This window comes from Methylobacterium sp. J-072 (assembly GCF_022829425.1).
In the GTDB taxonomy this organism is placed as follows: Bacteria; Pseudomonadota; Alphaproteobacteria; order Rhizobiales; family Beijerinckiaceae; genus Methylobacterium.
Window position 1 is genome coordinate 21,562 of record NZ_JAKSYK010000104.1, and the last position, 13,489, is coordinate 35,050.

Consider the following 13,489-nt stretch of genomic DNA (forward strand, 5'->3'; position numbering starts at 1 on the left):
ATGACAGAGCACAATCTCACGGCGCACTTCGTCATCCGATCAAGGCTGTCGATCGCGATGCAGCCCGCCGAGTTCATGGCCGAGATCGTACTGCCGACCGTGCTTGAGTTTCGGAATGATCGGCGCTCCCGGCGGCGTGCCTACCTCGCATGCATCGTGACTTTCCAAATGAATGACCATCTCAAGAAAGCCGGTGAGAAGCGCCCTGAAGATGCCCTTCGAGCCGCAACTGACCTATCATTCGATGTGGTCCGCGGGGTGTGCAACGGTACTAAGCATGTTTGGACTAACGACAGTCATCCAATTGCCTTTGTAATCGGGGATGACCAAGATCGGCCTCCCGCGATTTGTGACGATCTAGAATGTGATGCTTCAGAGCTAGAAGACGGGGCTGGAGGCCGGAGCATCGAGACAGATCAAGGTTCCGTTGACCTGTATGACGCCTGCGCAGCCGTTCTGAGAGCCTACGCTGAAATCTACCCGCAGCATTTTATCCGCTGCGATTTCTCACAGTTGTAGGTGCTTGCAGCATCACTCGCACAATAGCGACGTGCGGCGGCTCGGGGATCCCGAGCAGGGTGCCGATCTGCTGGTGGATGTCGAGCCAGCGACGGGCGAGCCGCAGCAGTTCATCACCGGCGGCGTCGAGGCCGAGACGATCGACCCGGCGATGAGCGGAATGCAGGCGCCGGTCGAGCCAGCGGACGCGGGCCAGAAGGCCGAAAAACCGCACGGTCTCGGGTAGGGACAAGCGCCGCACAGGCGGTGGCCGGTAGGGAAGCGCCGTTGGCATCAGGCCCGCTCCATCAGATCGAACAGGTAGGCGCCAGCCGCGGCGAGTACGTTCCCGCGACCGCCCCAGCGCAGGGGCTCCACCTCAATCACGTTCGCCACCTCCGGCAGCACGGCCTCGGGTGCCTCGATCTCGCGGTCGGCATCGTTGCCGCGCATCCAGACCACCTGGCTGCCGGTGTGGTTCTCAGGCGCGGCCAGCGACGGCTCGGCGTCGGCGCCCTCCTCCAGATCAGGGTCGCCGTCCATGCGGTCGAGCACGGCGATGATGCGGTCCGCGGCGTCGAGGGCGACCTGGGCGGCCTCCTCCAAGCTGGCGCGGAGGTCTGCTCCGGCCAACGGCGCCGGGATCTCGACGGCAGCCGGCTTCGGACGCGGGGTGAAGGTGAGCACGTCGCCCATGATGTCAGGTCTCGGGTCGCGATGAAGGGGAGGCCCGGCGGGGGCCGGCCGGGGCGGTACGCACGGCTACGGGAGGGTGGGAGGGCGCCTGTCAGCGCCCAGCTAGCTCGGCTGCGGCGTGAGCCAGCAGTTCGCCCGCGAAGGCCGCGATTTCGTCAGGGTCACCGTTGCCGATGATCGTGACAGCACGCATCGACAGGCGGGTCTCGCGGTCCGTGCTGTTGTCAGGCACCCGCCGCGTAGTCTCCTTGTCGACCGCGGTCTCGACATCGGTCAGGGCGTCGCCGAGCCAATGCATCAGCTTGCCGGCGGCGTTGTAGTCCGTGATGCCGGGGGCACTCGCCCGCAGATGGCAGCACGCCCGCCACGCATGAGCGTAGGCGGTGCTGCCGACGTGATCCGCTACATCCCGGATGGTCTGCAGCTCGTCCATGGTGGCGGACGCGAGGTCGAGCATGCCGACCAGGCTAGGAGCTATCTGCGGTGAAGCCTCAGACTGCTGCGCCAGCTGATCCACATCCTCGCGGATGTTCTCCAGGAAGGCGGCCGGGACACTACCGTTCACGTCCGGCAGGATCTCGGGCAGCAGGAACGCCAGCTTGCACCGCACGTCGGCGAGGGACCGGGCCGGGACGGCGCGCACGGCGGCGCCGGTCTGCTCGACAACACCGCAGCGGGCGTTCGACGCCTCGTTGCTCTCGTCGGTCTCCAACAGCATGGCGAGGGTCGCGTCCCGGTGCGCCTCGACAGCCTTCCGAAGCTCAGACGAGACCCGGGCGTCGGACAGGGCGTCGTCGGCAGCAGACCGGGTGCCGTCGGCGATCGCCACGAACACGGGCGAAGGCTCAGCCGCCGAGGCGGGCGCTCTGATCGGTTCGACGACCGCCTCATCCTGAATGTCCCGCCTGAGCGAGTCCGCCAGGATATGCTCTGGGTCGGGCAGGTCAGGCAGACTATTCCTCATCAAGTCGGGGCGGTAGTGCGCCAGCGCCCGCAGCTTCACGCGGAACCCTTCTGCGGTACGGGCCGGTAGGTCAGCGATGCGCTGCACGAGAGCTTCGGCGGCCTTGCCGGCTTCATTGGCCGCGTCGTCGAGCGCTTCCGTGACGTACTCGCCGTGGATCCGCAGTCGCTCGGTGTGCCAGGCCTCCCACGCGGTCACGATCTCGTCGGCCCGCTCCTGCGCCTCCGGCCAAGGGAAGGTGTCGACAACCGTGCGCGCGTCCGCCGGCAGGTTGTCCTCGGGGCGCACGGGGCGGCGGACCTCGCGCACGTAGGGCTTGCGCTTCATCCACGCGATGTCTTCGGACGTGACCTCATTGCCCTCCAGATGATCCGGATGCGTGAGGTACTTGCCCAGGCGCAGTGGGTGGTCGGACGCACGGAACAGAAGTGCCGCCGGGCGCTCGGGCATGTGCCGGTCCGCCTCGTCCTGCGCGGCGTTGCAGGCCGTACAGGCTGCGATCTCGCGCTTGCGTGCCGCCTCGAACTGACGGCCGAGCTGCAACAGCAGGGCGTCGCCGGCCGGGTTCTCGGCAGCCAGGCCGTCGGCCCTGAAGGCCAGCAGGTCTCGGATCAGGCCATCGACCAGATCCTCCGGGTAGGCGACGTCCTCGTTGCGTTGGGCGACGTGGGCCTTGAGGCGCAGGCCAGCCAGGGACGCCGCCGGCAACTCTGCGATGCGGTCCTCGATCTCGCACAGCTCGTCGAGCGCGTCGGCGGATGCAGCCTCGGCCGCTTCAACGCCGGTCCGCTCGCGCCACTCGGCCACCTGCCGCGCCCATTCGGCGTGGGGCTGATCGCGTGACGGGCCGGGTTGAGCGGCATCTGAAACCGCGTTCTGCTCTTCGATCCGCTGGGCATAGAGGTCTCGCGCGGCCTGCCACGCCGGGGCGAGAGCGATCAAGTCGACGTCGCCGGAAGCCCGCACCTGGACTGAGATGGGCTCGGCCCCGCTGCGCAGATCCTGGGCGGCCTTGAACGCTCGGTCCGAATGGAAGGCGAGGGCGAACACCGCATCGGACCGCATCTCGCGCCGGATCTTGGCTTCCCAGGCCGCATACTCCTCGGCCGGGAGCGGGTTGGCCTCGATGATGCGCCGCCGGCCCATCTCGCGCTGCACCCGGTTGTGCATCTGCAGGGCGTTGAACCCGATCCAGTGCGCCATCGGGCGGCGGGAGACCTTCCCGGAGGCGTCGGCATAGGAGACCGTGCCGTCGCGGTGGTCGATGCCGCCACCGGCCAGCACGTCGTGGTCGGGGCCGGCCTGGGCCACCTGGTCGGCGAAGTCGGGCGCAGGACCTGCGGCAGGGGCGGCAGGCTCAACCGGCTGCCGGGCGACGCGCGAGAGATCAACCTGCAGGTCGGCGGCGCGCTCCCGAAGGCTCGGGCGCTCGGCATCGCGGCGGATCAGGTTCTTGAGGGAGGTGCGCAGGGACATCGCGGGATCCTCAGATGAGGTGCGCGGGCAGCCGGCCCGCTCGGTTGCGGGCTGGGTTCAGAGGAGGGTGGCGAGGCCTGTCAGGACCATGCCGCCGCCGATGATGAAGGCGGCGGCCAGCAGCTCGCCGGCGGTGTCGAGGAAGCGCAGGGATCGGCTGTGCACGGTATCGGGGCGGACCGGGGTGACGGCTTCCCAGGCCTCGATCGTGCCGGGCTGGGTCTCGTCGGGCAGGGTGCGGTAGCGGCGATCCAGCGGGATCTGGCGGCGGCCCGTGCGGGCGCTGGTGCTGCGCACCGGGACGGGCTGGCTGAAATTTGGGATGCGGGCATAGGACATCGGTCGCGCTCCTGGTGGGGCTCGTGGCGGTGGGTCGGTGGTGGCGAAGAAAGCAGGTTTGCTGCGTGTCTGGCTTGCTAGCAGACCGAGATGCTAGTCAGTGAGCTGCCATGTGGCGGGCCATCTTGGCGGCGCCCCAGGCAGCCTGGAGGGCCACCGACATGGCCTCGGCCCAAGAACAGCCGAACCGGGCCTGGTGGAGGTGGGCGGCCTTGGCAGCGGCTCGCATAATTGCGGACCGGTCGAACTTGCCAGCGACGAAAAGCGGGCGGCGGTCGTAGCGGACGGTCAGGTTGATGGATGCCTTGGCCGCGAGCAGACCGGGGGCGATCACCGGACGGCTGTCGTGCAGACTGCGGGAGAGCTTGGTCCAAGAGACGGTGCGGTGGGGCATCGATAAACCTAACCCTGTGTCTTGGACATAGGATGAGGGTAGGTCGATGCGCTGTCAATAGGGCTATGCGAGAGACATTGCTTTTAGTGAGGCCGGGGCGTAAAATTACAGGGTCCGAAGCGCACCCTGCCAGCAATGACCGCTCAGCTGATCCGTCTCACACCGCGCCTCTGCCGAGCGGGCCGTGCGTTCTTGGGGTGGCGGCAGTCTGATCTTGCGGAGGCCGCAGGCGTGCCCGAGCCGACCGTGAACGCTTTCGAGGCCAAGCCCGAGACGGGGCGAATGATTGCCGCGAATGCGCGACTGCTGATCGCCGCCTTCGAAGCCGCCGGCCTGGAGTTCATCCCCGAGAACGGCGGCGGGGCCGGGATCCGGTTTCGGGAGCGGAAGGCGTGAACGCTCCTCGTCTGCTGCGAGGTGCTGCTCGTGTCGTCTCCGGCCTCGCAAGTCTCGCCGCGCTCATCGTATTCATTATCGCTGCGCTCGACGATCACACCGCGACTGCGACCGCGGCAGCCGGCCTATGCCTCGCCCTTGCGGTTCTGGCAGCGCTCGATCTTGAGAGCTTCGAAGGGCTCGGCATCAAGGCGAAGTTGCGAACCACGTTGTCCGATGCGGAAGCGCGCCTGAACGGCCTCGACGCGCTAATCCGCTCACTTGCCCGCAGTGCTTTTGTCCAAGCCGGACGAGGAGCCCTGGCACCCATCGAACGGCGCGATCTAGTTACGGATCTGACTGCGTCGCTCGTTGCGGCAGGCATGACACCGGACGCGATCGAAGCGTTCAAGCGCCCGGTGTACAGCTATATTGCCGGCGGTCTCTGGTATCCGGCTACAACGGTGAGAGCCAGTTACTTATCGAAACGTCTTAAAGAGCTCGAGCTTCGACAGAGACAGGTTAGCGGAGACGAGTGGCATACCATCCAGATTGAACGGGATCGTCTTAATAGTGTCGAAGTTACGGAGCATCCGTACAACGATAGTTTCGAACGCTTCCGAGCTATCGCTGAGCGAATGGCCGTTGAAACTCCGGTCACGTCCTCCGAGGATCGCCAGACACTTGTGACCCTAATGGCTGAGATTTCTGATCTGTTCGACGAGTGTCGCAGCACAGGAAACCTGACAGATCGCGCCATGGCCGCGATGAGTCATGGTCATGCGCTCGGAAATCCGTTCGTCGAAGCCATGATGACGAGGTTCAGGTAGGGGCAATGCGGCCTTGGGGTGAGAAGAGTGAGTATTGATCCTTCGGGCTTTATGCTGGACAGCAACGTGTTCTCGCGGGTGGTCGACGGCGTTCTGCTGTTGCCTGAAAAGGCCGGGCGTCGCTTCCTTGTGACGGGCGTGCAGGCTGACGAATGCCGCCGGGCGCCCTGCCCTGCGCGGCGTGCTGCACTGCTGCATTCGATTGAAGAGATTGCGCCCGAGTTCTGCGCGGCAGCATCGTTCTGTTTTGACATTGAAGGGGCGGGCTGGGATCAGGCGCCATGGAACGATGGCACAGGCCGGTTTGAGGCGATGCTCGCGCGGCTGAAGGTGCTGGACAAGAAACAGAAGACCAAGGCTCAACATCTCAACCAGATCCGAGACATCGTGATCGCCGAGACGGCCTTGAAGCTCAACGCCACTCTCGTGACCGATGACGGCAAGCTGGGACAGGTGGTCGAGGAGTTCGGCGGAACGGCTGCGCCTTCCTCTTCACTGGCATGAAGCCGGGCGGCCATACCATCACGGCTCGCCCGGCTTTGCGCATACCTGACCGCAACTGCGGCGGATGCAGCCGATATGCTGGCTGTCCTGGTTCACGACAACCTGGCTTGCTCGATTGCCTGCTGACCGAGAATGCGGCTGACGGGCTTGCTAGCAAGCAGGCTGGCCGGTTTGCCGCGATCCTGCGATGCGGCGGTGCTGGCTTCCCTACTTGCCGGCCGACGGGCTGCGCTTCTCGATGACGGGCGGGCGGCCGTTCTTGCGCAGCAGGTCGTTGCACGCCTCGATCAGCAGATCCTCAAGGTTTTCGCCGGTGTCGATGGCGAGGCGGGACATCTCCTGCCAGCCAGCGCGGTTCACGCGACACATCATGGTCTTGAGGTCGCGCTGGGCGCTAGACGCAGCTCGGCCTGCGGCTTCCACGAACGGTGCCGGGTCGGCGGCGGCTTGGGCTGTCGCGGCCGGAGCAGCGCCGGCTTTCGGGGCGAGGCGATCGGACAGGCTGGAGAGCGATCCGCGTGCGGGCTTGGACATCGCCAGGTCTTTCAGGCTTTGCGGGGGAAGGTGCGGGCCAACTCGGCGATCGCTGACCACATGGCCTCGATCTCACGGGCGGCGCGGCCGTCGGGCTCGAACTCGTTCACGGCCTGGCCGGTGATCAGCGCGTGGCTAAGGCTGGCACGCTGGGACACCTGACCGGGAAGGACCGGGGCGCCCATGCCAGTCAAGACGCCGCGTGCCTCGGCGACGATGCTGGTCTCGTTCTCACGAGTCACGGGTGGGCAGGCGTTCAGGACGCACGCGATCGGCGCCTTGAGGCTGCGGGCCATGTCGAGGGTCGCGCCGACGGCGGCGAGGTCGAACGGGCCGGGGCGCACGGGGATAACCGTGATCGTCGCGCGGCTCATCAGCGATCCGATCAGCGGGGCGTTGTGCGGTGGGCTGTCGATGATGACCCAGGCGATGCCCTCGGCCTCGGCGTCCTTCAGCAGGCCCGGCACATCTTGGGCGGTCGCCTTTGCGAGGATGGGCGCCTCTGCCGCTCGGCGCTCGTACCAGAACGCCAGGGATCCCTGCGGGTCCGCGTCGATCAGAAGGGTTGGCCCGTCCCGCTCGGCCAACGTGCCGAAATGAGCGCTCAGGGTGCTTTTGCCGGCGCCACCTTTTTGAGCGGCAACTAGGACGACGTGCACGGGCTGCTCGCTTCGCGGGGTTCTCGGCAACCCCGCTATCCTGAGTGCGACATTCCTATCAAGCAGTGAATGAAGCGGTCCGCGTTGCCTGCTGGCGTGCATTCTGGCTTGCTAGCAAGCTGTTAACGCGATAGCTTCCGATAATTCGCGTTCTCGGAAGTTTTGACATGAGCACCGAAAGCCTCAAACCGCTGTCCAACGGGATGCGTGCCGCCGTTCGGTTGATCGCCGACGACGCGAATGAGCGGCTGTTGGAAGCCGTGCGCCTGCCGCTCCGCGACGACGCGACGGAAGACGGCCTGCGGGACCTGCTGGTGGGGCTGTATGCGGCTTACCCGCAGGTGATGCAGTCCTCGGCGGGCGGCAGGGTGGGGGACGGCTCCCCCACCTTCGGCCCCGGCACGGCTTAAGTGTTTCCATTGCGACAAGTGTGCGAGCTGGAAACACTTACGGGGCAGGGGCTGTGAGTCGAGGGCCGGGCAAGGTTGAGCGAGCGATCGAGGCGGCCTTTCTGGCGTCGCCCGATGCCACGTTCTCGGTCGCCGATCTCGGCCCGATCGCCTATCCGGGCTTGAACCGGGTGGAGAAGCGCCACCGCGTCGCGATCATCAGAGCGGCCGACCGAGTAGCGGCTCGTCATTGGTGGGCGAAGCTCATCAGCGAGCGGCCCGGCGGGCAGATCATCTACTGCAACACTCTCGACGTGCGATCCTACGCCATCGGGCGGATGCGCGCCGACTTCCTCAACAACACGACGACGGTGGCCCAGATCGAGGCGTTGTTAGAGGAGCCCGCGCCGGACGATCCGTGGCGCAACAGATCGAAGTGGGATCTCGTTCGGCCTGGGGGCGCGTGGTGGAGGCATGTCGAGATTGCCAGGGCGAGGAAGGCCGGCGACGCGGCCGAGGCCGAGCGCATCAACACGGTACTACGGGCAGAAGTCGCCGAGCGGTTCGCTGCGCTCAAGGGTAAATCATGACCGCGCTTGAAATCCTGCCAGCCGAATGTGCCGCAGATTGCGACACTCTACCGGCCGAGGCCGCAGCGATCGTCCGCGCCTATCAGCAGGCCAGCAAGGCGGACTCGACAGTGCGGGCCTACCGCTCCGACGTGCAGGTCTTCCAGGCGTGGTGCGATCGGTTCGGCTTCCGGTCCCTGCCGGCGAGCCCCGAGGCCGTGTCCGGCTTCCTGGCGCACGAGGCCGAGGCCGGGCGGTCCGCCTCGACGATCGGGCGCCGGCTCGCCGCGATCAGGTATGGGCACAAGCTGGCTAAGGCCGCCGACCCTACGGACGACGAGGACGTGCGGGCGACCATGAAGGGGATCCGACGCCGGGTCGGGACCGCGCCGACCCAGAAGGCCGCGGCGACGGTCGATATCCTCCAGATGCTGCTCGCTCGCACGTCGCCCGACACCCTGACCGGCAAGCGCGACCGCGCGCTGCTGGCTCTTGGGTTCGCTGGGGCTTTCCGCCGGTCCGAGCTTGTCGCCCTCGATGTCGAGGATCTGCGCGAGGATCCCGAAGGCCTGCGGGTCACGGTCCGCCGGTCGAAGGTCGATCAGGAGGGCAGGGGGTTCGAGAAGGCGATCCCGACCGGACGCTACGTCCAACCTGTGCGCCTCGTGCGGGAATGGCTGGACGCGGCGAGGATCACGTCGGGCCCGGTATTCAGGCCCATCTCTCGGTCGGGGAGGGTGCGGAATTATCCGCACCTTGAGGGCCGACCGCAGGGTGAGGAATATTCCTCACCTCGTCTCACGGACCGATCCGTCGCCAACATCCTGAAGGCGTACTGCACGGACGCTGGCCTCGACGCCTCGACGTTCGGGGCACACAGCCTGCGGGCCGGCTACATCACGACGGCGGCCGAGCGCGGGGCCGACCTCGCCCGGATCATGGACCAGTCCGGCCACCGCGATGCCCAGACCGTCGTCGGCTACATCCGGCGGGCGAACGCCTTCAAGGGGCACTCGGGGAGCGGGTTTTTATAAGACTGTTGGTTGAATTGCTCCACAACTCAAAGTAGAAAAGAAGGCTCAGCTTATAGCTGTCATAGGCCTGGAAATCAATTCTCAGTGAGGATCGAGATCATATAGATTGTTTAACTAAATTTAAATTATTCAGATGATCATACATCGAACTATAACTTGGATAGCGCCTCACTAACACCCATCTGGTTTCTTGATGCCATCGAAGCATCTTTGCCGCTCTGAGCGCATGAATTTTCTCCGCGATACGCGTGGAGCAGCGGCGGTCGAGTTCGCTCTTGTGTCGTTGCCGTTCCTGGCCCTGGTCGGCGCGGTTTTCCAGATCGCGTTCCAGATCTGGGCCACCCAGAATTTCGATCGCGCTCTACAGAACGCGGTCCGGACGATCTTCACCGGGCAGTTCCAGCTCGCCAATGCTGGGCAGACCGACGCCGCCACCATGCTCGCCTCGCTGAAGACGACGATGTGCGGCAGCGGCAATGCTGTCATCCCAACCGTCTTCAACTGCCAGAACGTCAAGATCGACGTCGCCACCGCCAGCACGCTCGCCAGCGCCAGCGCGTCGACACCGGTGAACGCCACCACAGGCACCTGGACCACCGATTTCGGCACGAACTACGCCTGCGCCAAGCCCGGCACGATCGTGGTGGTGACCGCGGCGGTGCAGTTCCCGACCTTGTTCAACCTGATGGGGCTCGGCACCAAGAAGTTCACCACTGGCGCTGGAGCCGGTTCCAGTCTGCTTACCTCGACGGCGGTGTTCCGGACAGAACCCTACCAGATCACCGGGTCGAGCCCGTGCTGAGGCGCCTTGTCCGCAGGGCCGCCCGGCTGCGGCGGGACCAGCGCGCAAGCGCCCTCGTGGAATTCGCCGTGATCCTGCCGGTGCTGCTCTCGATCTGGGCCGGCATGACGGAGATCGCCCACGCCATCGACGAGTGGCGCAAGCTGACCCTACTCGCCCGCACCGTGGCCGACCTGACCGCCCAGGGCGACGCCCAGAACCCGGTTAGCACGACGCTGATGAACGACATCATCGCCTCGGCCGCCAAGGTGATGCGCCCGTTCGACACGACAAACGTCCAGATCGTGGTTAGCGCAATGGGCGTCGACCTCAAGAAGCTGAACCTGATCCCGCAGGTCTGCTCCAGCGTCGCCAACAGCAACGCCAAGCCCCGCGCCACCGGCGCCGCCACTGACCTACTCGTCCCTGCGGGCTACCAAACCACGGGCATGCGCTACGTGCTGGCCGAGGTCAGTATCACCTACACGCCGATGATCGGCAGCGCGCTGGTCAAGCTGGTCAAAGGCATCGGCAATCAGATCGTCTTCTCCGCCTCCATCCCCTGGCCGACCCGCGGCGGCACCACCTATGGGACGAACACCTACACCGAGGTCGTCGTGCCCGGCACCACCCAGAAAGCTTGCGATGGCTCGACGCCCTGATCGTGCCCACCGGCCGAGATCGTTCGGCTTCGTGCGGGAGCGTGGCGGCAACGTCGCGATCCTGTTCGCCTTCCTCAGCGTGCCGATGCTCATGTTCACCGGCGCAGCGATCGATTACGGGTTCGCGACCCGGGTGGAGACCAAGCTGCAGGCCGCGACAGACGGCACTGCACTTCTTCTGTGCCAGACACCGCTCACCACCTCGAACACCGATCTCAACACACTGGCTCAGACGGCGATGATCGGCGCGATGGGAGCGGCGAACCTCGTGGTCGACCCGCTGGTCATCACCAGCAACCCACGCCAGATCACCTTGACCGCTCACAAGCTCTCGACGGTGTTCTTCGGGAAATTCACCGGGACGACCCGCATCAACCCGGGATCGAAGGCGCAGTGCGCTACACCCCTGCCGAAGACGTTCGAGATCGCGTTGGTGCTCGACAATACCGGGTCGATGGCGGAGTCGAGCGGCGGCCAGTCCAAGCTTCAGGCAGTGCAGACCGCGGCGACGAACTTCGTCAGCTACGTCTCTACCAACGCGGCCTTCTCAAGCGCGACCCGGATCTCGATCGTGCCGTTCGCCGGAGCCGTGGCGGTCGATCCATCGACTTACCGCTATGCCAGTTGGATCGATCTGAACGGGCAATCCAGCTACCACTGGACCAACGTACTGTCGCCCAGCGGATCCAACTTCACCAGCCGGTTCGACATCTTCACTAAACTGCAGCGGGTTAACTCAAATTGGAGCTGGGCTGGCTGCCTGGAAACACTTCCCTATCCACTCAATGTTCAAGACGGTGCGCCGACCTCAGGAAACAAAGACTCTTTATACGTTCCCCTGTTCGCTCCCGACGAGCCGGGAGACGCCAGTTCGCAGATTGGCACTTTCCCGACAGACAGTAACAGGCCCACAGCTTACAGCTACAACAGCTACATCAACGATGATACTGGTGGCAGTTGTAAGAATAGCAGTACGTTCAACACGGCACTGGGTCAGGCGTGCAAGTACGTCACCCCAACTAATCCAATCTCAAGTTCCTATCTCGGGATCCCGAACGGGCCGAACTTCGGCTGCACAACTCAGCCGCTCCAGCGGCTAACCAACTCGACAAGCACCCTCAAGACGCTGATCAGCAATATGGCGCCTCTGGGCTCGACTAATATCCATGAAGGCTTCATGTGGGGCTGGCGGACACTCTCGCCCAACAATGTCTTCAAGGACGACAATCAGGCAGCCTACGCTTCTAGCACAAATAGCTCGAACGCCACGACCATCAACAAAATCATCATTTTGATGACAGATGGCGCAAACAGCTGGACAGCTAACCCGAATGCACCCACAGGCTCTCTCTATTTTGCAGCCGGCTATTTTCAGAATGCCAATACTCAAAACACCAAAACTCAAACACCAAATTCTCGCCTACCATCTACAAACCAAAACATCGCGGACGCCAATAGCGCTCGAAACGCACTCGATGCACTCACCGCACAGGCATGCACTAACGCGAAGGCAGTCAATATCTCGATCTACACGATCGGTTTCAGCATTCCGTCTGACCCGATCGATGCGGCGGGTCAAACTCTTCTGCAAAATTGCGCCTCATCAGCAAATCAATACTTTCTCGCTAACACTTCTGACGACCTGATTAGTGCCTTCAAAAAAATCCAACAGAGCATCGGCGCCCTACGGCTGACGCAGTAGGTCTGGACCTACTCCTCGGTGGCTTCCTTCGCCTTCCGCGGCCGACCAACGGTACGCTTCGGCTTGTCGGAGACGGTCGCTGCAGGCTCGGCGGCCTTCGGAGCAGCCTTCCTGCGCTGCTGACCGAGACCTAGAGACAGAGCGAGCTTGGAGCGCTGATCAGAATAAGCCTGTGCCGTCATCGGGTAGTCGCGCGGTAGGCCCCACTTCTCGCGGTAGGCCTCGGGCGTCAGTCCCTTGATCGTCAGGTGGCGGCGGAGTGTCTTGTACCGCTTGCCGTCCTCGAAGCTGATCAAGGCGTCATGCGTGATCGATTTCCGCACCTGCGCAGACGTGAGCTTCTCGGCCGCCGGAGCAGCAGTGGCGCTGCCTTGGCCAATCCCCGAGAGCGCAGCGTGCGTCGCCGCGATCAGCGTCGCAAGCTCAGCACCCTGCACGTGATTGTTCGACACGTAGGCCGAGACGATGCCGGCTGTCAGCTCGATGAAATCGACGGCCGGAGCCTCGATCGTCTCTATGTCTTGATCCACGGTGCACCTGTGCTTGAAAACTAAAGCACATTCTGTCACTGGCATCCAAAATGCAATACATCAAGGCGAAAGATTTCATTCGCTGTTGGTGATATTTACGATGATGCATTCTCCGGGCCCGGAACACACAGCGCGCCTAATCGCGGAGAGCGTGGCATCGGCCGTCGAGCGTGATCTGGATAAGGGAGCACTTCATCCGCTGATGCGCGAGGCCCTGGTGGTCGAGCTACTGCGGGCATTGCTCCCGGCCATGCTAACCCAGTCCGGCGCGGCCTTGGCTGAAGCCTGCAATCGCTGTCTCGGCCACTTCGCGGGCTTCCAGCCGCCGGCCCCGCAGGTTGAGGTGATCGATCTGGACGATGGGGTGGTTACGATGCGTCAGGGGTAAGCGCCCTCACTGGGCCTAGACCGAACCACACTCTGGCCGGATCAGCCTGCGGGAGAACTGGTTTAGCGATCTCACCGTTTGATCGGTAGGCGACCTACGATCGAGCCTGCAGCATCGCGCACGACCATCGTCCATCGCTGGTCCAAATCGATGCCGATCGCCTCA

General features: G+C 64.3%; 19 protein-coding genes. 12 read left to right on the top strand and 7 right to left on the bottom strand.

Annotation, left to right across the window (positions count from 1 at the left end):
* Together MKK67_RS11600 and MKK67_RS11605 are read left to right on the top strand one after the other, a co-directional pair.
* The gene (locus MKK67_RS11600) at positions 1–519 is read left to right on the top strand and encodes a hypothetical protein (protein ID WP_243964570.1); all 519 of its coding nucleotides are present in this window, start codon (positions 1–3) and stop codon (positions 517–519) included.
* A gap of 31 nt (positions 520–550) precedes the next feature.
* On the top strand, positions 551–745 hold the full coding sequence (locus MKK67_RS11605) for a hypothetical protein (protein WP_243964571.1): 195 nt from the start codon (positions 551–553) through the stop codon (positions 743–745).
* Between the two features lie 47 nt (positions 746–792).
* On the opposite strand, the gene MKK67_RS11610 is transcribed toward MKK67_RS11605, so the two are convergent.
* The 4 genes from MKK67_RS11610 to MKK67_RS11625 all read right to left on the bottom strand — a co-directional run bounded on the left by MKK67_RS11610 (position 793) and on the right by MKK67_RS11625 (position 4,367).
* On the bottom strand, positions 793–1,194 hold the full coding sequence (locus MKK67_RS11610) for a hypothetical protein (protein WP_243964572.1): 402 nt from the start codon (positions 1,192–1,194) through the stop codon (positions 793–795).
* 91 nt (positions 1,195–1,285) lie between these two features.
* The gene (locus MKK67_RS11615; RefSeq protein WP_243964573.1) at positions 1,286–3,634 is read right to left on the bottom strand and encodes a hypothetical protein; all 2,349 of its coding nucleotides are present in this window, start codon (positions 3,632–3,634) and stop codon (positions 1,286–1,288) included.
* 57 nt (positions 3,635–3,691) lie between these two features.
* Positions 3,692–3,973, bottom strand: a complete 282-nt coding sequence (locus tag MKK67_RS11620; protein WP_243964574.1) for a hypothetical protein — start codon at positions 3,971–3,973, stop codon at positions 3,692–3,694.
* Between the two features lie 97 nt (positions 3,974–4,070).
* Complete coding sequence (locus MKK67_RS11625) at positions 4,071–4,367, bottom strand: hypothetical protein (protein WP_243964575.1); 297 nt, start codon at positions 4,365–4,367, stop codon at positions 4,071–4,073.
* Positions 4,368–4,598: 231 nt separating this feature from the next.
* Between MKK67_RS11625 and MKK67_RS32780 the strand changes: the two genes are divergently transcribed.
* The 3 genes from MKK67_RS32780 to MKK67_RS11640 are packed head-to-tail and all read left to right on the top strand — an operon-like array spanning position 4,599 to position 6,076.
* Positions 4,599–4,763 (top strand): hypothetical protein, encoded by a 165-nt coding sequence (locus tag MKK67_RS32780; RefSeq protein WP_313899014.1) that lies wholly within the window; start codon positions 4,599–4,601, stop codon positions 4,761–4,763.
* Complete coding sequence (locus MKK67_RS11635) at positions 4,760–5,572, top strand: hypothetical protein (protein WP_243964577.1); 813 nt, start codon at positions 4,760–4,762, stop codon at positions 5,570–5,572. The genes MKK67_RS32780 and MKK67_RS11635 overlap by 4 nt, the downstream gene beginning before the upstream one ends.
* A gap of 27 nt (positions 5,573–5,599) precedes the next feature.
* A complete protein-coding gene (locus MKK67_RS11640) occupies positions 5,600–6,076 on the top strand; it encodes a hypothetical protein (RefSeq protein ID WP_243964578.1) in 477 nt (158 codons plus the stop codon).
* A gap of 207 nt (positions 6,077–6,283) precedes the next feature.
* On the opposite strand, the gene MKK67_RS11645 is transcribed toward MKK67_RS11640, so the two are convergent.
* Both MKK67_RS11645 and MKK67_RS11650 read right to left on the bottom strand, forming a co-directional pair.
* Positions 6,284–6,610: a hypothetical protein gene (locus MKK67_RS11645; RefSeq protein ID WP_243964579.1), complete on the bottom strand. Its 327-nt coding sequence runs from the start codon at positions 6,608–6,610 to the stop codon at positions 6,284–6,286.
* A gap of 11 nt (positions 6,611–6,621) precedes the next feature.
* Positions 6,622–7,269 (bottom strand): ParA family protein, encoded by a 648-nt coding sequence (locus tag MKK67_RS11650; protein ID WP_243964581.1) that lies wholly within the window; start codon positions 7,267–7,269, stop codon positions 6,622–6,624.
* 167 nt (positions 7,270–7,436) lie between these two features.
* On the opposite strand from MKK67_RS11650, the gene MKK67_RS11655 reads away from it, so the two are divergent.
* The 6 genes from MKK67_RS11655 (at position 7,437) to MKK67_RS11680 (ending at position 12,406) form a co-directional block, all read left to right on the top strand.
* Entirely contained in the window at positions 7,437–7,679 is a 243-nt protein-coding gene (locus MKK67_RS11655; protein WP_243964583.1) for a hypothetical protein, read from the top strand.
* Positions 7,680–7,732: 53 nt separating this feature from the next.
* Positions 7,733–8,248: a hypothetical protein gene (locus MKK67_RS11660; RefSeq protein WP_243964585.1), complete on the top strand. Its 516-nt coding sequence runs from the start codon at positions 7,733–7,735 to the stop codon at positions 8,246–8,248.
* Positions 8,245–9,261 (top strand): site-specific integrase, encoded by a 1,017-nt coding sequence (locus MKK67_RS11665; RefSeq protein ID WP_243964591.1) that lies wholly within the window; start codon positions 8,245–8,247, stop codon positions 9,259–9,261. The genes MKK67_RS11660 and MKK67_RS11665 overlap by 4 nt, the downstream gene beginning before the upstream one ends.
* Before the next feature lie 226 nt (positions 9,262–9,487).
* The gene (locus MKK67_RS11670; protein WP_243964593.1) at positions 9,488–10,063 is read left to right on the top strand and encodes a TadE/TadG family type IV pilus assembly protein; all 576 of its coding nucleotides are present in this window, start codon (positions 9,488–9,490) and stop codon (positions 10,061–10,063) included.
* Complete coding sequence (locus MKK67_RS11675; protein WP_243964601.1) at positions 10,057–10,704, top strand: TadE/TadG family type IV pilus assembly protein; 648 nt, start codon at positions 10,057–10,059, stop codon at positions 10,702–10,704. Before MKK67_RS11670 ends, MKK67_RS11675 begins: the two co-directional genes overlap by 7 nt.
* Positions 10,688–12,406, top strand: coding sequence for a TadE/TadG family type IV pilus assembly protein (locus MKK67_RS11680; RefSeq protein WP_243964608.1), 1,719 nt, complete (start codon positions 10,688–10,690; stop codon positions 12,404–12,406). The genes MKK67_RS11675 and MKK67_RS11680 overlap by 17 nt, the downstream gene beginning before the upstream one ends.
* A gap of 8 nt (positions 12,407–12,414) precedes the next feature.
* Here the strand turns inward: MKK67_RS11680 and MKK67_RS11685 are convergent, their stop codons facing one another.
* Positions 12,415–12,981, bottom strand: coding sequence for a MucR family transcriptional regulator (locus MKK67_RS11685; RefSeq protein WP_243964615.1), 567 nt, complete (start codon positions 12,979–12,981; stop codon positions 12,415–12,417).
* A gap of 106 nt (positions 12,982–13,087) precedes the next feature.
* Between MKK67_RS11685 and MKK67_RS11690 the strand changes: the two genes are divergently transcribed.
* Entirely contained in the window at positions 13,088–13,324 is a 237-nt protein-coding gene (locus MKK67_RS11690) for a hypothetical protein (protein WP_243964617.1), read from the top strand.
* The last annotated feature ends 165 nt before the right edge of the window (positions 13,325–13,489 follow it).